Origin of the sequence: Saccharopolyspora shandongensis, assembly GCF_900106995.1 — a bacterium.
In the GTDB taxonomy this organism is placed as follows: Bacteria; Actinomycetota; Actinomycetes; order Mycobacteriales; family Pseudonocardiaceae; genus Saccharopolyspora; species Saccharopolyspora shandongensis.
This window is the reverse complement of sequence record NZ_FNOK01000002.1, coordinates 188,605-210,133: the sequence shown is the minus strand read 5'-3', so window position 1 is coordinate 210,133 and position 21,529 is coordinate 188,605. Positions and strand designations below refer to the sequence as shown.

The window sequence follows — 21,529 nt, the reverse complement described above, 5'->3', positions numbered from 1 at the left end:
ACTCCAGGCAGCACCAACCAAGAGGGAGAGGAACATGGCCGACACCAACACGGTGGTCGTCGACGAGAGCACGTTCAAGGAGAAGGTCCTGGACAGCGACAAGCCGGTCCTGGTCGACTTCTGGGCCACTTGGTGCGGCCCGTGCAAGATGGTCGCCCCGGTGCTCGAGCAGATCGCCGGCGAGCACAAGGACAAGATCACCGTCGCGAAGCTGGACATCGACGCGAACCCCAGCCTGCAGCGCGACTACCAGGTGATGTCCATCCCGACGCTGCTGCTGTTCGACAAGGGCCAGCCGGTCAAGCAGATCGTCGGCGCCAAGCCGAAGGCCGCGCTGGAGTCGGATCTGTCCGAATATCTGTGAAATCGGCCTCCATCTGACGCAACCGAATAACGCGGTCCCGCCGTCTCTCCGATAGGACAGTGACGGCGGGATCGTGTTTTCGCGCACTCAACGAGATCACCCACCCACGGACCGTTGTCGCACGTCCGCCCCGGTGGCCGTGGGCCGCAGCGCCGGGTCCCGGTACACAAGGCACAATGACCCGACGGGTCCGCCTTCCGGACCCGGCACGCAGAACAGGACCCCGGGTATCCCCGGCCATCCTTCGCGTCGGTGCCAAAGCCGGCGCCTGAATCGAGCGAGGAGTGCATGCAGCTGCTCCACCGCGGTGACGTCGGTCCGGCCGTTGCCGAGATCAAGAACACTCTTGCGGCGTTGGGTCTGCTTCCGTCCAACGGTCGGACGGGACCGGTGATCTACGACGAAGCGGTGGAACAAGCGGTCCGGGTCTTCCAGCAACAACGCGGGTTGATCACCGACGGCGTCGTCGGCCCGGCGACGTACCGGGCGCTGACGGACGCGCGCTGGCGGCTCGGCGACCGCTCGCTGGCCTTCCTGGTGTCCAAGCCGATCAGCGGCGACGACGTCTTCGCGCTGCAGGAGCGGCTGCTGGAGCTCGGCTTCGACGCGGGCCGCCCGGACGGCATCTTCGGCCGCGAGACCGAGCAGGCGCTGCGCAGCTTCCAGCGGGACTACGGGCTGAACCCGGACGGCATCTGCGGGCCGGGCACGCTGCGGGCGCTCAAGCAGCTCGCGCCGAAGGTACGCGGCGGCCGACCGGTGTTCCTGCGGGAGCAGGAGAAGGTCCGGCGTGCCGGTCCGCGGCTGCGGGGCAAGCGGATCGTGATCGATCCGGGGCACGGCGGCGCGGATCGCGGGGTCTGCCTGGGCAACGTGCACGAGGCCGACCTGACCTGGGACCTGGCCCGTCGGCTGGAAGGCCGGATGGTCGCCACCGGGATGGAAGCGCTGATCACCCGCGGCCCCAATGCGAGCCCGCCGGACGCCGACCGGGCCGGCTTCGCCAACGAGGCCGGCGCCGACATGTTCCTGTCGCTGCACATCGACGCCAACCGCTCGCCGCTGGCGGAGGGCGTGGCCAGCTTCCACTTCGGCACCGGCAACGGCACCACGTCTACCGTGGGCGAGGCCCTGGCGGGCTTCCTGCAGCGCGAGATCGTCGCCCGCACGGGGATGCGGGACTGCCACACCCACCCGAAGACCTGGGACGTGCTGCGGCTGACCCGGATGCCCGCGGTGCGGATGGAGATCGGCTACCTGACCAACGCCCGGGACCGCAGCCGGCTGCTGGACCCGGCGTTCCGGGACGTCGTGGCGGAGGGCCTGCTGGTCGCGGTGAAGCGGCTGTACCTGCTGGGCAAGGACGACCAGCCCACGGGCACCTTCACCTTCGACGACCTGCTGCGCCACGAGCTCGCCCGAGCCGAAGGCGCCTGACCACCCCTGGTCGACCGCATTTTCAATGAGGGTTTTTTCCTCGTTCTGCGTGGTGGTGCGGGTGGCGGAACCTCAGCGTCCGCCTGGACTGTGGGTGCCCAACCTGATGTATGTCCGATGCACGGCGGTGGGGCCGTCCTCGCCAGGCGAACGCTGAGAACCCGCGGCGGTGCGAGCTGCGTGGGTGGGCTATGCGACTGCCTGCGGCAAACGGAACTCGGGTTCTGCGATGCGGAAGTTCCGGTGGGGATTTGTCGACTTGGCGACTTGACCACTCCGGGCGGCCAGGGCGCCTCTGGAGGCGGGTCGCGGGTCAGGCGCCGCCGACCATCGGTTCCGCCGTCTTGATCGTCACCGAGCTCAGCAGCCGCTCCAGCGCCGCTTCCACGTCTTCCTTCCAGGAGATCGCGGTGCGCAGTTCCAGCCGCATCCGGGGCCACTTGGGGTGCTGGCGGACCGTCTTGAAACCCACCTGCTGCAGGAAGCCGGCCGGGATCACGCAGCCCGAGACCGAGCCCGTCAGGTCGCCGAACGCCTCCACGGCCCTCACGCCGCGCCGGGTGAGGTCCTTCGCCACGTTCTGCACCAGAATGCGCCCCAGCCCGCCGTGCTCGTACTCGGGCTGCACGCGCAGCGCCGTGAGCAGCACGGCATCGGCGCTCACCGGCGCGGTGGGGAAGGCTCCGGCCCGCGGCACGGCCGCGGGCGGGGCGTACATGGCGTAGCCCGCCGGAACCCCGTCCACGTAGATGATGCGGCCGCAGGAGCCCCACTCCAGCAGCACGCTGGAGACCCAAGCTTCCTTCTCCAGTTCGGTCTCGCCGAACTCCTCGGCCTGCTCCCGGACGTGCGGCGCCAACTCCCAGAAAACGCATCGGCGACACCGCTGGGGCAGGTGGTCGAGGTTGTCCAGCGTGACGCCGACGACGCGTCGCGACACCTGACCTCCTGGAAACCCGCACGAACCCGCGCACATCCGGCGGGAATGTCGCCAGGATAAGCCGACGCGGGCCGCGACCGGAAGCGCCAGCGCTGACCGTCAGCGACTCGATGGGGTGAGATGGGTTACCGCCCGGTCGGCACGGACCTGCGGACCAGCACCGTCGGCGCTCCGACGAGAAATTCGGCGCGGCCGCTCTCACCGCCGAAAGCCGCTCCAATTCCGAGGTACTGGTTACATGTCGCGGGGGTTGTGGCGATAGGACCTATAGAATCGCCCGATCGTCCCCACGGGATGACCAGAGCGCACAACCGAAACCGGAGCGCGATATGTCGGATCACGGAAGCCAGCCGGCCAAGCCGGAACAGCCCAGCTCGCCCGAGAAGCCCGCACGCAACCTGGACGCGTACCGGGCGCACTACGCCGAGCGGACCGCTGGGATGACCGCCTCCGAGATCCGAGCTCTCTTCGCCGTCGCCAGCCGCCCCGAGGTGGTATCCCTCGCCGGCGGAATGCCGAACCTCGCCGCCCTGCCGCTGGACTCGCTGGCCGCCGAGGTCGCCCGGCTGATCTCCGTCGACGGCCAGGTGGCGCTGCAGTACGGCTCCGCGCACGGCGTTCCGGAGCTGCGCGAGCAGATCTGCGACGTCATGGCGCTGGAGGGGATCTCCGCCCACCCGGACGACGTGATGGTCACCGCGGGCTCCCAGATGGCCCTGGACATGGTCACCCGGATCTTCTGCGACCCGGGCGACGTCATCCTCGCCGAGGGCCCGTCCTACGTCGGCGCGCTCGGCTCGTTCGCCGCCTACCAGGCCGAGGTCGTGCACGTCGCGATGGACGACGACGGCCTGCAGCCCGACGCGCTGCGCCAGGCCATCGCCAACGTCAACGCCCAGGGCAAGCGGATCAAGTTCCTCTACACGATCCCGAACTTCCACAACCCTGGCGGCATCACGCTGGCCCTGCCGCGGCGCGCCGAGATCCTGGAGATCTGCGCCCAGCACGGCATCCTCGTGGTGGAGGACAACCCGTACGGCCTGCTCGGCTTCGACGGCCAGCCGCACCCGGCGCTGCGCAGCATGGACGCGGACAACGTCGTGTACCTCGGTTCGTTCTCCAAGACCTTCGCCTCGGGCCTGCGGGTCGGCTGGGTGCTGGCGCCGCACGCGATCCGGGAGAAGCTGGTGCTGACCGCGGAGTCGGCCACGCTGTGCCCGCCCACGCTGAACCAGATGATCGTGTCCCGCTACCTGAGCACGCACGACTGGCAGGGGCAGATCAAGATCTTCCAGGAGCAGTACCGGGAGCGCCGCGACGCGATGCTCAGCGCGCTGGAGCAGTACATGCCCCCGGGCTGCACGTGGACGCGCCCGGACGGCGGCTTCTTCGTCTGGCTGACCGTGCCGGAGGGCGTGGACACCAAGGCGATGCTGCCGCGCGCGGTGACCCAGCGCGTCGCGTACGTGTCGGGTACCGGCTTCTACCACGACGGGTTCGGCAGCCGGCAGATGCGGCTGTCGTTCTGCTACCCGACGCCGGAGCGGATCCGCGAGGGCGTGCGGCGGCTGGCCAACACGCTGACCGAGGAGATGGAGCTGGTGCGAACCTTCGGCACGGTGCCGCAGCGCAGCGTGCAAGGTCCGCAGGCCCCGTCGCCCGACACCGCGTAGAGTTTTCGCCGAATCCTGGCCCGAAATCCAAACAGTCCACTGTGCACCAGGAGTCATCCTGGGCACAGTGGACTACTACTTTCCAGGGGTGTGCTGAGTGTCTGATCGCTGGGTTGCCGTGCTCGCCGGAGGGCTGTCGCACGAGCGCGAGGTGTCGTTGCGCTCCGGGCGTCGATTGTCCGCCGCGCTGCGCTCGGTCGGCGTGACCGTCGCAGAGTGGGATGCGGACGCCCGGCTGCTGTCCCGCATCGAGCAGGAGCGCCCCGATGCGGTCGTGGTCGCCCTCCACGGCGGGGAAGGGGAGAACGGCGCGGTTCAGGCCGTGCTGGACATGATCGGCGTCCCGTACGTCGGCACCGGCCCGCACGCGTGCCGCAGGGCGTGGGACAAGCCCACCGCCAAGGCCGAGCTGGCGCGTGCCGGACTGGCCACCCCGGACTGGGTCGCGCTGCCGCACGCCACCTTCCGCGAGCTCGGCGCGCAGGCGGTGCTGGACTCGCTCGTGGCGAAGCTGGGGCTGCCCTTGATGCTCAAGCCGGACCAGGGCGGGTCGGCGCTGGGCGCGCACGTGGTGCGTGACGCCGCGGAGCTCCCGTCGGCGATGGTGGGCGCACTGTCCTACGGAGACGCGGTGCTCGTCGAGCAGTTCGTGGAGGGCACCGAGGTGGCGATCACCGTCATCGACGGGCCGGACGGCCCGGAAGCCCTGCCCGCGGTGCAGATCGAACCGGCGGACGGGGTTTACGACTACACCGCCCGATACACCGCCGGGCTCACGAGCTACCGCGCTCCCGCCGAAGTCTCGCCGGAGGCCGCCGCCGCTGCGGGCGAGTTGGCGATCGCCGCGCACCGGCTGCTCGGCCTCCGCGACGTCTCCCGGACCGACGCGATCATCGACCGCGACGGGACGCCGCACTTCCTGGAAGTCAACGTGTCGCCCGGGCTGACCGAGACCTCACTGCTGCCGATGGCGGTCGAGGCCGCCGGCCGGTCGCTGGGGGAGGTCTTCGCGACTCTCGTCGAGCGGGCGATCGCGCGATCGCAATGATCCGCCGTTTCACGTGAAACAAGAGGGCCGGTCTCCGATGAGACCGGCCCTCTACTTTTGACCACCAACGGTGATTTTCAATCACTCAAAGTCATCGTCACCGTGACGAAAGACCCCGGTGTCATTGCTCATCGGCTCCAAGGGTCTGATCACCCAAGATCAACTCTGCAACCCGTTCAAGATCGTCCACGGAGCCGAACTCGACGACGATCCGCCCCTTCCGCCGGCCGCGCTCCACCTTGACGGTCGTGTCGAAGTGGTTGGACAGCCGGTCGGCCAGCCGCTCGAAGCCGGGGGCCTGGATCGGCTTCTTCGCCGCCGACTTCTCCTTCACGGGCGCCGCCGACTTCTGGAGCGTCACCGCTTCCTCCGTCGCACGGACCGACATGCCCTCCGCGACGATCCGCTTCGCGAGGTCCTCCTGGGCTCCGGCGTCCTCAAGGCTGAGCAGCGCGCGGGCGTGCCCGGCCGAGAGCACCCCGGCCGCCACTCGCCGCTGCACCGCCATCGGCAGCCGCAGCAGGCGGATGGTGTTGGAGATGACCGGGCGGCTGCGGCCGATCCGGTCGGCCAGCTCGTCGTGCGTCACGCCGAACTCCTCCAGCAGCTGCTGGTAGGCCGACGCCTCTTCGAGCGGGTTGAGCTGAACCCGGTGGATGTTCTCCAGCAGCGCGTCCCGGAGCAGCTCGTCGTCCTGCGTCTTGCGGACGATGGCCGGGATGAACTCCAGCCCGGCCAGCTGCGAGGCGCGCCACCGGCGCTCGCCCATGATCAGCTCGAACTGATCGGTCTCGAGCTCGCGGACCACGATGGGCTGCATCAGGCCGAACTCGCGGATGGAGTGCTGCAGCTCCTGCAGCGCCTCCTCGTCGAAGACCTGGCGCGGCTGCTTGGGGTTCGGCGTGATCGAGGAGATGGCGATCTCGCGGTAGACCGCGCCCGCCACGGTGCCGCCGGTTTCACGTGAAACCGGCTCCTCCACCGGCTTGACGCTCGGCGCGCCGCGGAGCACCGGGCTGCGCAGCGCGGCGCCGTCGGCTCCCGCCGGGGGAGCGCCGGCCGGGGGACCGCTGGGGATCAGCGCGGCGATGCCGCGGCCGAGACCACCTCGACGCTCGGTCATGCTGTCTTCCTCTCGGCCCCCCGCTCGGCGATCTCCCGAGCGGCGTCCAGGTAGCTCATCGACCCGCGCGAGCCCGGGTCGTACGTCAGCACCGTCTGGCCGAAGCCGGGCGCCTCGGAAATCTTCACGCTGCGCGGGATGACCGTCCGCAGCGCCAGGTCGCCGAAGTGCCCGCGCACCTCGGCGGTCACCTGATCCGCCAGCTTGGTGCGACCGTCGTACATCGTCAGCAGGATCGTCGACACCCAGAGCGCCGGGTTCAGGTGCGCCTGCACCAACTCGATGTTGCGGAGCAGCTGCCCCAGGCCCTCCAGTGCGTAGTACTCGCACTGGATCGGGATCAGCACCTCGTGCGCGGCGACCATCGCGTTCACCGTGAGCAGGCCCAGCGACGGCGGGCAGTCGATGAAGACGTAGTCGGGCGCGAGCTGCTCCACCGCCTCGGAGTTCAGCGCCTCCTTCAGCCGGCCCTCGCGCGCCACCATGGTCACGAGCTCGATCTCCGAGCCCGCCAGGTCGATCGTCGCCGGCACGCACCACAGGTTCTTCGACTGGGTGCTCTGCGCCGCCGCATCGGCGATGTTGATTTCACCGAGCAGCACCTCGTACACCGACGGCACGCCGGAGCGGTGCTCGACGCCCAGCGCGGTGCTCGCGTTGCCCTGCGGGTCGAGGTCGATGACCAACACCTTGAGCCCGTGCAGCGCGAGCCCGGCGGCGAGGTTCACCGTGCTCGTCGTCTTGCCGACGCCGCCCTTCTGGTTCGCCACGGTGATGACTCTCCGGCGAGTGGGGCGGGGGAGTTCCAGGGTCTCCGGGTGCAGCACCCGGGTCGCCCGCTGGGCCTCCTCCATGATCGGGGTCCAGCCGATGTCGTCCGTGCCGAAGTTGCTCGTCGACGGGTCGCTACCCGGCCCGGAGGGAAACCGCAGCCCGCCCATTGCACGTCCCTTCGTTTCACGTGAAACACGACCCGATCCGTTTGACTCCGGATTCACCGTCCACGATCCTTTCTCGTTCGACGTGCACCCTCACGACGCCGACCGGACGCATTTCGGGCCGCCGAGACCCGCTCCACCACGACGACGGTCGTCGGCACTTCGAGCACGCCGACGCCGCACGAAACCACCTCGCCGGGGCCGCCACCGACCGCGGCGATCGCCGCGGCGTCCCGTTCGAGTTCCTCCGCCGCGCTATCGCCCTTCATGGCGAGCAGCCGGCCGCCCGTCCGCAGCAGCGGGACGCACCACTTCGCAAGCCGTTCCATCGGTGCCACGGCGCGCGCGGTCACGGCGTCTTGATCGGCCAGCCGTTCGCGCACCGGGCCCTCCTCGGCACGTCCGCGCACCACTTCGACGGTGAGCTCCAACTCGGTGATGACTTCCTGCAACCACGTCACCCGTCGAGCCATCGGCTCCAACAGGGTCAGGCTGAGATCCGGGCGGGCGATCGCCAACGGGATGCCCGGCAACCCCGCCCCAGAGCCTACGTCCAACACCCGGCAATTCGGTGGCAGCAACTCCGCAATGACCGCAGAGTTCAACAAATGTCTTTCCCAGAGCCGGTCCAACTCGCGCGGACCGATCAATCCGCGGCGGATCCCGTGCTCCTGGAGCAAGTCGTAGAACCGTTCGGCCAACGCCACTCGGTCACCGAACACGACCTGCGCCGCCGCCGGCGCACCTTCGGTCAAAGCATTCACCCCGATGTTTCACGTGGAACCAGGTGTTTGACCTAAGCCTGCCGGATTGCGCTCCGCAGCCAAGCATCAACCCACGTTTCACGTGAAACACGCGTCGAGATTCGACTCGTCGTGGCTCGCGACGCTTCGCGGACTCTACAGCGGCATGACGGGGCCCGGCGTGCTTCACGTGGAACCCGACCCGAAGACGACGGTGCCCCCGTCGGTCCGAAGACCGCGGGGGCACCGGCGGGGTAGGGGTCAGCTCTTGAAGACGACGACCTTGCGGTTGGGCTCTTCGCCTTCGCTCTCGCTGTGAACGCCGTCGACGGCCGCGACCGCATCGTGGATGATCTTCCGCTCGAACGGGGTCATCGGGCGCAGCCGCGCCTCCTTGCCGCTCTCCAGCACGCCCTCGGCGGTCGACCGCCCGAGCTCCGTCAGCTCCTGCCGACGACCCGCCCGCCAGCCGGCGACGTCCAGCATCAGCCGGCTGCGGACGCCGGTCTCCTGCTGCACCGCGAGCCGCGTCAGCTCCTGCAGCGACTCCAGCACCTGCCCGCGACTGCCGACCAGCTTCTCCAGGTCTTCGCCGCCGTCGATGCTCACCACCGCACGGCCGGCCTCCACGTCGAGGTCGATGTCCCCGTCGTAGTCCAGCAGGTCGAGCAGCCGCTCCAGGTAGTCACCCGCGATGTCGCCCTCCTGCACCAGGAGCGCCTCGGTGTTCGACACCTCGGGCTTCTCGGCGGTCTCATCGTTCTGGGGCTCGGCCGCGGACGGGCTCGACTCCTGCACGGTTTCGGACACTGGGTGTCTCCTCTCCAGGGTTCGCGACGAATTCAGCGGGACTCGCCCGGCTTGTCCGCGTCACGAGAACGGTCTTCGATCACCCCGGGGATCTCACCGGGTTCGTCCTTGGCCACCGGGTCCGCGCTGTGCGTGGTGCCGGTCTCCACCGCGGTGGATTCGACGACCGCGGGCGCGCCGGCCAGCGCAGCCTCCTCGCGGTCGATCCGGCTGTACACCACTCGCTGCTGACCCAGCGTCCAGAAGTTGTTGGCCAGCCAGTAGATCAGAATGGCCAGCGGCAGGAACGGACCACCGATGATCGCGAACATCGGGAAGATCCACAACGTCATCCGGTTCATGATCGCCGTCTGCGGGTTGGCCGCGGCGTCCGCGGTCTGCCGCTGCACCGAGTGGCGCGCGGTGAAGTGCGTGGCGATCGCGGCGGCGATCATCAGCGGCACGCCGACCAGCATCATGTCCCAGCGGTCGGTGCCGAACGTCGCGAGCACCTCGGGGGCCTGGCTGATGGTGTTCGACAGCTTGGCGCCGAACAGGTCGGCCGCCACGAACGAGGCGACGTCGTCGGCGTTGAAGATGAAGTTCGAGGGCGCGCCCGGCTTGAACCCGTTGAGCACGTGGAAGAGCCCGATGAAGACCGGGACCTGGACCAGGATCGGCAGGCAGCCGCTGAGCGGGTTGAAGCCCCGCTCGGCCTGCAGCTTCTGCATCTCGGCGGCCAGCTTCTGCCGGTCGTCGCCGTACTTGGCCTGCAGCTCGCGGATCTGCGGCGCGAACTCCTGCATCTTCTTCATCGACCGCACCTGGTGCACGAACGGCTTGAACAGCAGTGCGCGCAGCGTGAAGACCAGGAAGATGACCGCCAGCGCCCAGGCGTAGCCGCTGGCCGGATCCAGCACGAAGCCGAACACCTTGTGCCAGAACCACAGGATGGCCGACACCGGGTAGTAGATGAAGTCCAGCACGCGGGCTACTCCTCGGCAGGTTTCTCGGGTACGCGGCCACCCGCCGCGGACCGCTCACGGGGCGGTGGGACCGGGTCCAGGCCTCCAGGGTGCCAGGGGCCGCAGCGCAGCAACCTGCGCAACGTCAACCAGCCGCCGCGGAACAGGCCATGCACGGTGAGCGCCTCGACCGCGTACGTGCTGCAGCTCGGGTAGAACCGGCACGAAGGCGGCAGCAGCGGCGAGATCACCTTGCGGTAGACGTGCACCGGACCGAGCAGCACCCAGGCGAGCGGGCTCGGGCGCCGAGCGGGGGCGCGGAGCCTGTCGTCCTGCTGCTCGTCCGGAGCCATCAACTGGAACCCGTCGCCGGAACATCGGGGGCGATGACGCGGAGCTTGCGCAGCGCCGCGTCGAGGTCCGCACCGAGTTCACGGCTGGACGCATCTGCTGCCGGTGGCAGGGCGCGGACCACCACCAGTGTGCCAGCGGGCAACGCGGGCAAGAGGTCGCGCATCAAGTGCCGGAGTCGGCGAGTGACCCGGTGCCGGATCACCGCCGTGCCCACAGCCTTGCTCACGACAAAACCCACCCGGGTCGTGATATCCGATTTCCGGGTGGGTGCCGTATTCGCCTCGGCTTCCGGTAAGGCCTCGCCGGTGCTATGCGGGCCGAGGTCCCGTGCCTGGTCCGCGCGCAACACGTGGACCACCAATCGGGACCGACCGGCCCGACGGCCACGACGGACCACCAGGCGGAACTCCTGGTTCTTGGTCAGCCGGGCTGCCGCGGGAAGCACGGCCGGACGCGATCAGGCAGTCAGCTGCGCGCGACCCCGGCGACGGCGCGAGGCCACGATGGCCCGGCCGGCCCGAGTGCGCATGCGCAGCCGGAACCCGTGCTTCCTGGCACGGCGGCGGTTGTTCGGCTGGAAAGTGCGCTTGCCCTTGCTCACGGTCGGATCTCCCGGTTACTACAGGCACCGATGGCCACGGTGAACCACGGTTCGGTCAAGGTGTCCCTGCCTCGCGAGCCGCAGTCGCCGGACGTGCGGCGATCGGCAACACCGAGCGGTGCACGGCGCCGGAATCTCGGCGCAGCGACGTGCCCGCTCAGGAAGCGGGGGACTGTTCGAGGGTACGCACTGGCGACGAGGAGCGCTTAACCGGGGTCGTCGAATAGAAGCGGGAGCCCGCGCGCTGACGGTCCACAGGCTGCCACATCGCGATCTTCCCGGCATCTCCGGGACTCGCTTGTAAGCGTGGCGTGACCTTGTTAGCGTGCCCCCCTGCGATTCGCGACCGGTGGATGGGAGCACCGGCCTCGGCGGGGATGCCCTGACCTGGATCGCAGCGGTACGACGGCCCCAGGGGGGATCACCGGACCGGCCTGCCGTACCTTCATACACAAGTTGTGGACAACTCTGTGGACACCTGCTCGAACAGGTGTCCACAAGAGTCTGGCCCCACCGTCCCGTGACACCGAACGCGCCCGAGCATCGTGGGAGCCAGGCCCCGGGACCGCAACCGGGGGCTGCGCGAGCGAGGGGAGGGGAGCAAGGCGGTGTCCGACCACCAAGCCGATCTCGGTCGAGTTTGGGAAGAGGTGGTGCAGGAGCTGTCCTCCGGCACCCTCTCACCACAGCAGCGCGCCTGGATGCGAGTGACCCGGCCGATCGGTCTGCTGGACGGTACCGCGCTGCTCGCCGCGCCCAGCGATTTCGCCAAGGAAGCCATCGAGCGCGCGCTGCGCGATCCGATCACCGACGCGCTGTCGCGCCGCCTCGGCCGCGCCGTGTCGCTCGCGGTGAAGGTGGACACCGCGGTTCCCGCGCCCACCCGCCCGGTCGCGGCGCCCGCGCCGGCCGACCCCTGGTCCGGCCGCGTCACCTCGCCCGGCGCCGATCAGCCCACGCCCGGTTACGCACCGGCGGCGAGCTTCGGCCGGGGCACCGACACCTTCGGCCACACCGCGCACACCGGCTCGATCCCGCCCGTCGAAGGGCGGCACGCCGCGCCGGACCCGGCACCGGAGATCGACTTCCCGACCGCCGAATTCAAGTGGCCGGGCGGCGAGGTCCCGCAGCCGCTGGAGGCCGACGAGGCGGATGCCGAGCCGGAGAGCGCGCCCGAGCCGGAAGCCGAGGAGAACGGCAACGAGATCTGGCCGACCTTCGGCCGGGGTGAGCCGCCGCAGGGCCAGCCGTTCACCGCGCCGAAGCACGCGCCGCCGACCTCGCAGACCAGGCTGAACGCGAAGTACACCTTCGACACGTTCGTCATCGGCTCCTCGAACCGGTTCGCGCACGCCGCCGCCGTCGCCGCGGCGGAAGCGCCGGCCCGCGCGTACAACCCGCTGTTCATCTGGGGCGAGTCCGGGCTCGGCAAGACGCACCTGCTGCACGCGGTCGGGCACTACACGCAGCGGCTGTTCCCCGGGATGCGCGTCCGCTACGTGTCCACCGAGGAATTCACCAACGACTTCATCAACTCGCTGCGCGACGACCGGCAGGTGGCGTTCCAGCGCCGGTACCGCGACGTCGACGTGCTGCTGGTGGACGACATCCAGTTCCTGGAGGGCAAGGAAGGCACCCAGGAGGAGTTCTTCCACACCTTCAACACCCTGCACAACTCGAACAAGCAGATCGTGGTGTCCTCGGACCGGCCGCCGAAGGGGCTGCGGACCCTGGAGGACCGCCTGCGCACCCGGTTCGAGTGGGGCCTGATCACCGACATCCAGCCGCCCGAGCTGGAGACGCGGATCGCGATCCTGCGCAAGAAGGCCGCCCAGGACCGGATGAACGCGCCGGCCGACGTGCTGGAGTTCATCGCGTCCCGGATCGAGCGCAACATCCGCGAGCTGGAGGGCGCGCTGATCCGGGTCACCGCGTTCGCGTCGCTGAACCGGCAGCCGGTCGACCTGCAGCTGGCCGAGATCGTGCTGCGCGACCTGATCCCGGACTCGCAGACCCCGGAGATCACGGCGCCGACGATCATGGCCGTGACCGCGGACTACTTCAGCGTGACCATCGACGACCTGTGCGGCCCAGGCAAGACCAAGGCGCTGGCGCAGGCCAGGCAGATCGCGATGTACCTGTGCCGGGAGCTGACCGACTCGTCGCTGCCGAAGATCGGCCAGTACTTCGGCGGCCGCGACCACACCACGGTGATGTACGCGGACAAGAAGATCCGCAAGGAGATGGCGGAGCGGCGCCGCGTGTACGAACACGTCCAGGAGCTCACCGCCCGCATCAAGCAGCAGTCCCGCTGATTCTTAGGAATCTGGGTTTTCTGCGTAGCGGTGCGGGTAGCGGAACCTCAGAAGCCTTCTCGACTCCGGGATCCCCGACTTGAGTATGTCCCTGAGAACCCGCGGCGGTGCGAGTTGCGAGGGTGGGCTAAGCGGCTTCGCCGCTTGCGGCAGCTCAGGTTCGTGTCACGTTGAGCTTCGCGGTGGCAGTCGCGTTTGCGGAAAAGCGGTAACGGGCCATCTTGGCCTGGCGCTTCGGCTTCTGCCCAGGTCAGAGGGGCCGACCCGCTCAGATGGCCTGTGCCGGGCTATCGCGCGGTCCCCGGTGTGATTCCCTTCGGCTCGCGCGGCGAATCTTTCTGCCACCCCACCCTGCCGCGAGCCACCCCCGCCAACAGAAAGCTCTCCGGTCGAGCGCCGTAGGGCATCGGTCCGGTGAGTCGCCGCCGAGCCCGCAGCGGGGCGGCGTTCGAGTGCGGATGGCAGCGCGCCCCTCGGGCCGCTTCGGGACTCGGGGGGTAATTCCGGAGTCCGCCGGGCGCGGCGAGATGTTTCTGTTGGGCCGCCCGGCTCGGATCAGGCCGCTCTCGCAGAAAAATTCGGGTTCCGCGCGGGGCTCCGAGGGCCGCCAACCGCGCGCATCGAGCCGTCGCTGGCCGCGCCGGGACAGCAAATCACCACGTTCCGAGGTCGATCAAGCGCGCTCCGCAGTTGTGGAAGGCGTTGGCGCGCCGAACTTTTCTGGGGACCAGGGTGGTCTTCGCCTCACCCCTCCGGGAAAAAAGTCCACCGGAGCGCTGGCTGTCCACAGATTTTCCATCCCAAGGCCTGACCTGGAGTTTTCCCCAATCCATCCACAAGCTGTGCACAAGCTGGAGCGGTCTGCCCACAGAGCGGAGCCGGGTTGACCACAACGCTCTCACAGCTTTGCCCACAGCCCGATCGGTGGAGGGGCCCAAAACCGGCAGGGGATGGGTACAACTGGGTCGACGACTGTGGATGGAACTGTGGACAACTGGCGATGGCTGTGGACGGATCGAGATGGGGCAGAAGTTGTCCACCACCCGGTTGCCGTAGTCCCCGGTTACATCCCGTGCTCATCCACACCCGACCACGCCACCCGACCAGCCCAAACGACACTTGTCCCCACAACTCACAGGCCCTATTACTACTGCGGTCATTTCTTCTCTTTGAAGAAAAAAGAAAAAGAGAAGAAGGCTCGGTGGATAAGTGGACAACTCCGCCCGGACCGCCAGGGCGGCCTGACGAACTGCTCGGACCCGGATGCGGAGATCGCGTCGCACGCTCTACGGTGGAACTCCCGCGGAGGCTGCCGGCGTGAACTCCGGGTCGAGCTCGAGCCGAGCTTCGCGTGCACGGCGCTCGTGGGGGATCGCTTCGCCCTCATTGCGGGGACACGAGGCACAACGACCCGATGAGCTGCTTCGCTCCAGCTCGACACACAGTTCTCGGCAGCCGAGCCACGGCTGGAACCGAAAGGACACCCATGAAGATCCGCGTGGAACGTGACGGTCTCGCCGACGCCGTCGCCTGGGTCGCGCGCAGCCTGCCGTCACGGCCACCGGTTCCGGTGCTGGGCGGGGTGCTGCTCGACGCGAGTTCCGGAGAGGCGCTGACCATCTCCGGGTTCGACTACGAGGTCTCGGCCCAGGTCACCATCGACGCCGCGATCGACAACAGCGGGCGCACCCTCGTTTCCGGGCGACTGCTGGCCGACATCACCAAGGCGCTCCCGGCCCGCCCGGTGGAGCTCACCGTCGACGGCTCCCGCGTCACCATCACCTGCGGCAGCTCCCGGTTCAGCCTGCCGACCATGCCGGTCGAGGACTACCCGGAACTGCCGGCGATGCCCGAGCACGCCGGTTCCGTCCCGGGCGACCTGTTCAGCGAAGCCGTCGGCCAGGTCGCGGTGGCGGCCGGCAAGGACGACACGCTGCCGATGCTCACCGGCATCCGGATGGAGATCAACAACGACAAGCTGACCATGGTCGCCACCGACCGGTTCCGCTTGGCGATGCGCGAGATCACCTGGGAGCCCGGCACCTCGATGGACGACACCGCGGTGCTCGTCCCGGCCAAGACGCTCGCCGACTCCGCGAAGACGCTGGGCTCCGGCGGCAGCAAGGTGGAGATCTCGCTGGCCTCCGGCGACGGCCTGCTCGGGCTGTCCGGGACCGCGCGCCGCAACACCACCCGGTTGCTCGACGCCGAGTTCCCGAAGTACCGCCAGCTGCTGCCCGCCGAGAGCGCGGTGACCGCCAACGTCGACGTCGCACCGCTGGTCGAGGCGATCAAGCGCGTGTCGCTGGTCGCCGAGCGCGGCACCCAGGTGCGCCTGGAGTTCTCCGACCGGCTGCTGCGGCTGACCGCTGGCGGCGACGACGAGGGCAGCGCCGAGGAAGAGCTCGCGATCGAGCTCTCCGGCGAGCCGCTGACCATCGCCTTCAACCCGGCCTACCTGCTCGACGGCCTGGGCGCGATGAAGACCGAGCGCGCCCAGCTGCAGTTCACCACCGCCAACCGCCCCGCGCTGGTCAAGCCGGTCGGCGAGGACGGCGAAGTGGCGGAGGGCTACCTCTACCTCCTGATGCCGGTCCGCCTGCCGGGCTGATCTGGGTCACATCCGGCGCACTGCCCGGCCGGAGCCGCTGCCGTCGATGGCTAGGCTCCGGTCGGATCGATTCAGCTGGTGAAGGTCCTCACCCCGCGGCCGGCCACCCGCGCCGACCAACCAGTCGATACACAGCTCGCAGAGGGAGATCCGGTGCAACTCGGACTTGTCGGTCTCGGCCGAATGGGTTTCAACATGCGTGAGCGGCTGCGCGCCGCCGGTCACGACGTCGTCGGTTACGACCGCAACCCGGACGTCAGCGATGTCGCGTCGATCGCGGAGCTGGTGCAGAAGCTGGCCGGCCCGCGGATCGTCTGGATCATGGTGCCGCACGGCGACCCGACGCGTCAGACGGTCGAGGAGCTGGCCGGGCTGCTGTCCGCCGGTGACCTGGTGATCGAGGGCGGGAACTCGAAGTTCACCGACGACCAGGCCAACGCGGCGCTGCTCGCCGAGCACGGCATCAAGTACCTCGACGTCGGCGTTTCCGGCGGGGTGTGGGGCGCCAAGAACGGCTACGGCCTGATGGCCGGTGGCGACGCCGAGGACGTCGAGCGCGCCATGCCGATCTTCGACGCGCTGCGCCCGGAGGGGCCGCGCGAGGAGGGCTTCGCGCACGCCGGCCCGGTGGGTGCCGGGCACTACGCGAAGATGGTGCACAACGGCATCGAGTACGGCCTGATGCAGGCCTACGCCGAGGGCTTCGAGCTGCTGTCCGCGTCGGGCGTGGTCACCAACGTGCCGGAGACGATCAAGGCGTGGAGCCGCGGCACCGTGGTCCGCTCCTGGCTGCTGGACCTGCTGGTCCGCGCGCTGGAGGAGGACCCGGAGCTGACCGAGCTGCGCGGCTACGTCAACGACTCCGGCGAGGGCCGGTGGACGGTCGAGGAGTCGATCAACAACGCCGTGCCGACCCCGGTGATCACCGCCTCGCTGTTCGCGCGGTTCGCCTCGCGGCAGGAGGACTCGCCGGCGATGAAGGCGGTCTCGGCGCTGCGCAACCAGTTCGGCGGCCACGCCGTGCAGACGACCGAGGACTGATCACGACCCTTCTCGGGCCCGGGTCGATTTGTCGACAAATCACCCCCAGGCCCGGAAGGGCACATGTCGCTAAGGCAATTTGTCGACTTGCCGACAGTGGATCGACGCGGTCGTTCACGCGGTCAGCGTCAGGCAAGCGGCGCAGCCGCTTTCGGTGGTAGTGCGTCTCCGCGACGCGCAACGTCGCGGAGACGGGAGCTGCCGCAAGCGGCGGAGCCGCTTAGCCCACCTGCGCAACCGGCACCGCCGCGGGTTCTCAGGGGTCTTCTCGCGAGGACAGCCCCGACGCGTCGTATTGGACATACGTGTGTCGGGGATCCCGGAGCCGAGAAGACCCCTGAGGTTCCGCTACTTGCACCGCTATGCAAATCTCCCGCTCTTCAGCGAAGTAAGTTGGATCGTCGTGTACGTCCGTCATTTGCAAGTGACCGACTTCCGGTCCTGGCCGCACGCCGACCTGGCCCTGGAGCCGGGCATCACCGTGCTGGTCGGGTCCAACGGACAGGGCAAGACGAACCTGGTCGAGGCGATCGGGTACGTCGCGACCCTCGGCTCGCACCGCGTCTCCACCGATGCGCCGCTGGTCCGCGACGGCGCGGCGCGCGCGGTGGTGCGGGCCGCCGTGGTCAACAGCGGGCGCGAGCTGCTGGTCGAACTGGAGATCACGCCGGGCAAGGCCAACCGCGCGCGGATCAACCGCGGTGCCGTCGCGAAGCCACGCGACGTGCTGGGCATCCTGCGCACCGTGCTGTTCGCGCCGGAGGACCTCGCGATCGTCCGCGGCGATCCGGGCGAGCGCCGCCGGTTCCTGGACGACCTGCTGGTCTCGCGGTCACCCCGGTACGCGGGCGTTCGCGCCGACTACGACCGGGTGCTCAAGCAGCGCAGCGCCCTGCTGAAGTCCGCGGGCGCGGCGCGGCGGGGCGGCGGTTCGGCGGACGTGCGGACGCTGGAGGTCTGGGACGGCCACCTGGCCCGCTGCGGCGCCGAGCTGCTGGCCGGCCGGCTCGACCTGGTCGCCGCCATCGCACCGCACGTGACCAGCGCATATGCCAACGTCGCGGCCACCGACGAGGCCACCTTGCCGTCCGGTCGGGTGGCCGACGTCCGCTACCGCAGCAGTCTCGGCGAGTCGCTTCCCGCCGGCTGCGGCGTGCCGCTGGGCAAGGCCGCCGACCCGGCCGAACTGGAATCGGCCCTGCTCACCGAGCTGGAGCGGGTCCGGCCGCAGGAGCTCGAGCGCGGCGTGTCGTTGGTCGGGCCGCACCGCGACGACCTGGAACTGCTGCTCGGCGACCTGCCCGCGAAGGGATACGCCAGCCACGGAGAATCTTGGTCCTTCGTGCTGGCGTTGCGGCTGGCTTCCTACCACCTGCTCACCGAGGATGGCGCGGAGCCGGTGTTGATCCTGGACGACGTCTTCGCCGAGCTCGACCGCCGCCGCCGGGCCCGGCTGGCCGATCTGGTCGCCGGCGCCGAGCAGGTGCTGGTGACCGCGGCGGTGGCGGAGGACGTGCCGCCGGAGCTCACCGGTGCCCGATTCGACGTCCGCGAAGGCGAGGTGCGACGTGTCTAGTAACCGTTCGCGGTCGTCAAGTGCACCCAGAGTGATCGAAGAGGCGGAAAAGGCCGTCGATTTGCCCACATCTGGGGATAACTCTGTGGATGGTGTGGATAACTCGGCGGCGTCAGCACAGGTCCCGGTCGGGTCCGACGGCGCCGCGCTGTCCGGGCCGGACCTCGCCCGGGCCGCCCTGCAGGCCGCTCGCGAGCAGTCCGCCGCCCGCCGCCGCGACGCCAAGAAGAAAGGTGGTGGCGTCCGGACGCGCCGCCGCCGTGGCTGGTCGGGGCCTCGCCCGGACGACCGCGACCCGCAGCCGTTGGGGCGGCTGGCCGCGCGGATCGCCAGCGAGCGCGGCTGGACCGAGCACCTCTCCGGCGGCCAGGTCTTCGCCAAGTGGGCCACCCTGGTCGGCAGCGACGTCGCCGAGCACACCAAGCCGGTGGCGCTGAAAGACGGCGAGCTCACCGTCCAGGCCCAGTCCACCGCGTGGGCCACCCAGCTGCGCCTGCTCCAGCGCCAGATCCTGAAGCGGATCAGCGACGGCGTCGGCAGCGACGTGGTGCGCCGGATCAAGGTGCAGGGCCCGGCGGCCCCCAGCTGGCGACACGGCCCCCGCCACATTTCCGGACGTGGCCCGCGGGACACCTACGGCTAGTAGCCTCGCGGTGCGTGCCGTCCTCAGGGCGCGCAGGTAACCGGCCGATCGCGGCAGAGATCCCCCGACAGCCGCCCGCGGCTCTCGGATGGTGGATTGATTCGAGTTCTCCGCTCTGTGAGGAAGTCAGGGGTGTCCTTGCCCTACTTCTGTCGCGGGGGACCAGTAGAATCGAAAAAGGGTGTGGCCGATGCCTTCGATCGCCGTGGTCGTCGAGGCGCAGGCGTCGGCACGCATCAGGGTGCGGCCCCGACGGACGGGTCGCCCCGAAGTGGTCCGCGGTGCGGTGCGGGGCGTGAACGAACCGGCACCGACCGATCACCCTGCCAGCACAGTCGGCTCAAGGAGAAATCGAGGCCCGTGGCACCGAAGAAGAGCGATTACAACGCTTCATCCATCACCGTTCTTGAGGGCCTTGAGGCCGTCCGCAAGCGTCCCGGCATGTACATCGGTTCCACCGGGGAACGCGGTCTGCACCACCTGATCCAGGAGGTCGTGGACAACTCGGTCGACGAGGCGATGGCCGGGTACGCCACCAGGGTCGAGGTCACCCTCCTCGCCGACGGCGGCGTGCGCGTCGTCGACGACGGCCGTGGCATCCCCGTCGGCATCCACCCGGTGGAGAAGAAGCCGACCCTCGAGGTCGTGCTCACCGTGCTGCACGCGGGTGGCAAGTTCGGCGGCGACTCCTACGCCGTCTCCGGTGGTCTGCACGGCGTCGGCGTGTCAGTCGTCAACGCGCTGTCCACCGGCCTGGAGGCGGAGATCCACCTCGACGGTCACGTGTGGCGCCAGCGCTACAAGGACTCCAAGCCGGTCTCCGACGTCGAGCGCGGTGAGGCCACCGACCGGACCGGCACCACCATCACCTTCTGGGCCGACCCGACGATCTTCGAGACCACCAGGTACAACGCCGAGACGGTGGCCCGTCGCCTCCAGGAGATGGCGTTCCTGAACAAGGGCCTGACGATCGTGCTCCGCGACGAGCGCGCCGCCGAGGAAGACGAGTCCGGTGAAGACGCGGCCGGCACCGCCGCGCGCGCCACCGAGCGCACCTTCCACTACCCGGGCGGCCTGGAGGACTTCGTCCGGCACATCAACGCCACCAAGGAGCCGATCCACAAGAAGGTGGTGTCCTTCAACGCGTCCGGCAGCGGCTCCGAGCTGGAGATCGCGATGCAGTGGAACTCCGGCTACAACCAGTCGGTCTACACCTTCGCGAACACCATCAACACCCACGAGGGCGGCACCCACGAGGAGGGCTTCCGCTCGGCGCTGACCCGCGTGGTCAACAGCTACGCCAAGGAGAAGAAGCTCCTCAAGGAGAAGGACGGCAGCCTCACCGGCGACGACGTCCGCGAGGGTCTCGCCGCGATCGTCTCGGTGAAGGTCCGCGAGCCGCAGTTCGAGGGTCAGACCAAGACCAAGCTGGGCAACACCGAGGTCAAGTCGTTCGTGCAGACCACCGCCTTCGAGTGGCTCACCGACTGGTTCGAGCGCAACCCCGCCGAGGCCAAGGTGATCGTCAACAAGGCGGTGTCCTCGGCGCAGGCGCGGATGGCCGCGCGCAAGGCCAAGGAGCTGGTGCGGCGCAAGAGCGCGATGGACATCGGCGGCCTGCCAGGCAAGCTGAAGGACTGCCAGTCCAACAACCCGGAGGAGTGCGAGCTCTACATCGTGGAGGGCGACTCCGCGGGCGGCTCCGCGAAGGAGGGCCGCGAGTCGCGGTTCCAGGCGATCCTGCCGCTGCGCGGCAAGATCATCAACGTGGAGAAGTCGCGGATCGACAAGGTCCTCAAGAACAACGAGGTCCAGGCGATCATCACCGCGCTGGGCACCGGCATCCACGACGAGTTCGACCTGTCCAAGCTGCGGTACCACAAGATCGTGCTGATGGCCGACGCCGACGTCGACGGCCAGCACATCCGCACCCTGCTGCTGACGCTGCTGTTCCGCTTCATGCGCCCGCTGATCGAGAACGGCCACGTGTTCCTCGCGCAGCCGCCGCTGTACAAGATCAAGTGGCCGCGCTCGGAGCCGGAGTACGCCTACAGCGACAAGGAGCGCAACGCGCTGCTGGAGCAGGGCGCCGCCGCGGGCCGCAAGCTGCCCAAGGACGACGGCATCCAGCGCTACAAGGGTCTCGGCGAGATGAACGCCGACGAGCTGTGGGAAACCACCATGAACCCGGAGACCCGGCTGCTGCTGCAGGTCTCGCTGGACGACGCGGCGACCGCGGACGAGCTGTTCAGCGTGCTGATGGGTGAGGACGTCGAGGCCCGGCGCTCGTTCATCACCCGCAACGCCAAGGACGTCCGCTTCCTCGACGTGTGATGCCACGCGCCGCTAAGCCCCCGAACTTCCCGGA

At 69.2% G+C, this 21,529-nt stretch carries 19 protein-coding genes; 10 read left to right on the top strand and 9 right to left on the bottom strand.

The genetic code is table 11. The annotated features are described in order from the left end of the window. The first annotated feature begins 34 nt into the window (after positions 1 to 34). Positions 35 to 364: a thioredoxin gene (gene trxA, locus BLW84_RS02730; protein ID WP_093260857.1), complete on the top strand. Its 330-nt coding sequence runs from the start codon at positions 35 to 37 to the stop codon at positions 362 to 364. Positions 365 to 652: 288 nt separating this feature from the next. Beyond that, positions 653 to 1,801, top strand: a complete 1,149-nt coding sequence (locus BLW84_RS02725) for an N-acetylmuramoyl-L-alanine amidase (RefSeq protein WP_093260854.1) — start codon at positions 653 to 655, stop codon at positions 1,799 to 1,801. 313 nt (positions 1,802 to 2,114) lie between these two features. Here BLW84_RS02725 and BLW84_RS02720 read toward each other — a convergent pair whose 3' ends face one another. Then, positions 2,115 to 2,741, bottom strand: a complete 627-nt coding sequence (locus BLW84_RS02720) for a GNAT family N-acetyltransferase (protein WP_093260852.1) — start codon at positions 2,739 to 2,741, stop codon at positions 2,115 to 2,117. 329 nt (positions 2,742 to 3,070) lie between these two features. On the opposite strand from BLW84_RS02720, the gene BLW84_RS02715 reads away from it, so the two are divergent. Together BLW84_RS02715 and BLW84_RS02710 are read left to right on the top strand one after the other, a co-directional pair. Then, the gene (locus tag BLW84_RS02715) at positions 3,071 to 4,414 is read left to right on the top strand and encodes an aminotransferase-like domain-containing protein (protein ID WP_093260850.1); all 1,344 of its coding nucleotides are present in this window, start codon (positions 3,071 to 3,073) and stop codon (positions 4,412 to 4,414) included. 97 nt (positions 4,415 to 4,511) lie between these two features. Then, on the top strand, positions 4,512 to 5,462 hold the full coding sequence (locus tag BLW84_RS02710) for a D-alanine--D-alanine ligase family protein (RefSeq protein ID WP_093260848.1): 951 nt from the start codon (positions 4,512 to 4,514) through the stop codon (positions 5,460 to 5,462). Between the two features lie 121 nt (positions 5,463 to 5,583). On the opposite strand, the gene BLW84_RS02705 is transcribed toward BLW84_RS02710, so the two are convergent. From BLW84_RS02705 to rpmH, 8 genes are all read right to left on the bottom strand, one after another. Further along, positions 5,584 to 6,585, bottom strand: coding sequence for a ParB/RepB/Spo0J family partition protein (locus tag BLW84_RS02705; protein ID WP_093260846.1), 1,002 nt, complete (start codon positions 6,583 to 6,585; stop codon positions 5,584 to 5,586). Next, a complete protein-coding gene (locus BLW84_RS02700) occupies positions 6,582 to 7,526 on the bottom strand; it encodes a ParA family protein (protein ID WP_425441664.1) in 945 nt (314 codons plus the stop codon). The genes BLW84_RS02705 and BLW84_RS02700 overlap by 4 nt, the downstream gene beginning before the upstream one ends. 53 nt (positions 7,527 to 7,579) lie before the next feature. Further along, complete coding sequence (rsmG, locus tag BLW84_RS02695; RefSeq protein ID WP_093260844.1) at positions 7,580 to 8,278, bottom strand: 16S rRNA (guanine(527)-N(7))-methyltransferase RsmG; 699 nt, start codon at positions 8,276 to 8,278, stop codon at positions 7,580 to 7,582. A 249-nt stretch (positions 8,279 to 8,527) separates the two neighbouring features. After that, positions 8,528 to 9,001 carry a Jag family protein gene (locus BLW84_RS02690; RefSeq protein ID WP_245760907.1) on the bottom strand — a complete coding sequence of 158 codons (474 nt, stop codon included), beginning with the start codon at positions 8,999 to 9,001 and terminating at the stop codon, positions 8,528 to 8,530. Positions 9,002 to 9,108: 107 nt separating this feature from the next. After that, on the bottom strand, positions 9,109 to 10,041 hold the full coding sequence (yidC, locus tag BLW84_RS02685) for a membrane protein insertase YidC (RefSeq protein ID WP_093260840.1): 933 nt from the start codon (positions 10,039 to 10,041) through the stop codon (positions 9,109 to 9,111). A 5-nt stretch (positions 10,042 to 10,046) separates the two neighbouring features. Beyond that, entirely contained in the window at positions 10,047 to 10,373 is a 327-nt protein-coding gene (gene yidD, locus BLW84_RS02680; RefSeq protein WP_093260838.1) for a membrane protein insertion efficiency factor YidD, read from the bottom strand. Next, positions 10,373 to 10,819 carry a ribonuclease P protein component gene (rnpA, locus tag BLW84_RS02675; protein ID WP_093260836.1) on the bottom strand — a complete coding sequence of 149 codons (447 nt, stop codon included), beginning with the start codon at positions 10,817 to 10,819 and terminating at the stop codon, positions 10,373 to 10,375. The genes yidD and rnpA overlap by 1 nt, the downstream gene beginning before the upstream one ends. Before the next feature lie 12 nt (positions 10,820 to 10,831). Continuing rightward, complete coding sequence (gene rpmH, locus BLW84_RS02670) at positions 10,832 to 10,975, bottom strand: 50S ribosomal protein L34 (RefSeq protein WP_083822226.1); 144 nt, start codon at positions 10,973 to 10,975, stop codon at positions 10,832 to 10,834. Positions 10,976 to 11,583: 608 nt separating this feature from the next. On the opposite strand from rpmH, the gene dnaA reads away from it, so the two are divergent. From dnaA to gyrB, 6 genes are all read left to right on the top strand, one after another. Continuing rightward, the gene (gene dnaA / locus BLW84_RS02665) at positions 11,584 to 13,290 is read left to right on the top strand and encodes a chromosomal replication initiator protein DnaA (RefSeq protein WP_093260834.1); all 1,707 of its coding nucleotides are present in this window, start codon (positions 11,584 to 11,586) and stop codon (positions 13,288 to 13,290) included. A gap of 1,486 nt (positions 13,291 to 14,776) precedes the next feature. Beyond that, positions 14,777 to 15,901 (top strand): DNA polymerase III subunit beta, encoded by a 1,125-nt coding sequence (gene dnaN / locus BLW84_RS02660; protein WP_093260832.1) that lies wholly within the window; start codon positions 14,777 to 14,779, stop codon positions 15,899 to 15,901. Positions 15,902 to 16,054: 153 nt separating this feature from the next. Further along, the gene (gnd, locus tag BLW84_RS02655; protein ID WP_093261111.1) at positions 16,055 to 16,942 is read left to right on the top strand and encodes a phosphogluconate dehydrogenase (NAD(+)-dependent, decarboxylating); all 888 of its coding nucleotides are present in this window, start codon (positions 16,055 to 16,057) and stop codon (positions 16,940 to 16,942) included. Between the two features lie 403 nt (positions 16,943 to 17,345). Continuing rightward, positions 17,346 to 18,518, top strand: coding sequence for a DNA replication/repair protein RecF (gene recF, locus BLW84_RS02650; protein WP_093260830.1), 1,173 nt, complete (start codon positions 17,346 to 17,348; stop codon positions 18,516 to 18,518). A 94-nt stretch (positions 18,519 to 18,612) separates the two neighbouring features. Beyond that, positions 18,613 to 19,161: a DciA family protein gene (locus tag BLW84_RS02645; protein ID WP_093260828.1), complete on the top strand. Its 549-nt coding sequence runs from the start codon at positions 18,613 to 18,615 to the stop codon at positions 19,159 to 19,161. A gap of 360 nt (positions 19,162 to 19,521) precedes the next feature. Beyond that, entirely contained in the window at positions 19,522 to 21,495 is a 1,974-nt protein-coding gene (gene gyrB / locus BLW84_RS02640) for a DNA topoisomerase (ATP-hydrolyzing) subunit B (RefSeq protein WP_093260826.1), read from the top strand. Positions 21,496 to 21,529: the final 34 nt, after the last annotated feature.

Coding starts and splice junctions, on each gene's coding strand:
- trxA (WP_093260857.1), top strand. CDS start 35: ATGGCCGACACCAACACGGTGGTCGTCGACGAGAGCACGTTCAAGGAG.
- BLW84_RS02725 (WP_093260854.1), top strand. CDS start 653: ATGCAGCTGCTCCACCGCGGTGACGTCGGTCCGGCCGTTGCCGAGATC.
- BLW84_RS02715 (WP_093260850.1), top strand. CDS start 3,071: ATGTCGGATCACGGAAGCCAGCCGGCCAAGCCGGAACAGCCCAGCTCG.
- BLW84_RS02705 (WP_093260846.1), bottom strand. CDS start 6,585: ATGACCGAGCGTCGAGGTGGTCTCGGCCGCGGCATCGCCGCGCTGATC.
- BLW84_RS02700 (WP_425441664.1), bottom strand. CDS start 7,526: ATGGGCGGGCTGCGGTTTCCCTCCGGGCCGGGTAGCGACCCGTCGACG.
- yidD (WP_093260838.1), bottom strand. CDS start 10,373: ATGGCTCCGGACGAGCAGCAGGACGACAGGCTCCGCGCCCCCGCTCGG.
- dnaN (WP_093260832.1), top strand. CDS start 14,777: ATGAAGATCCGCGTGGAACGTGACGGTCTCGCCGACGCCGTCGCCTGG.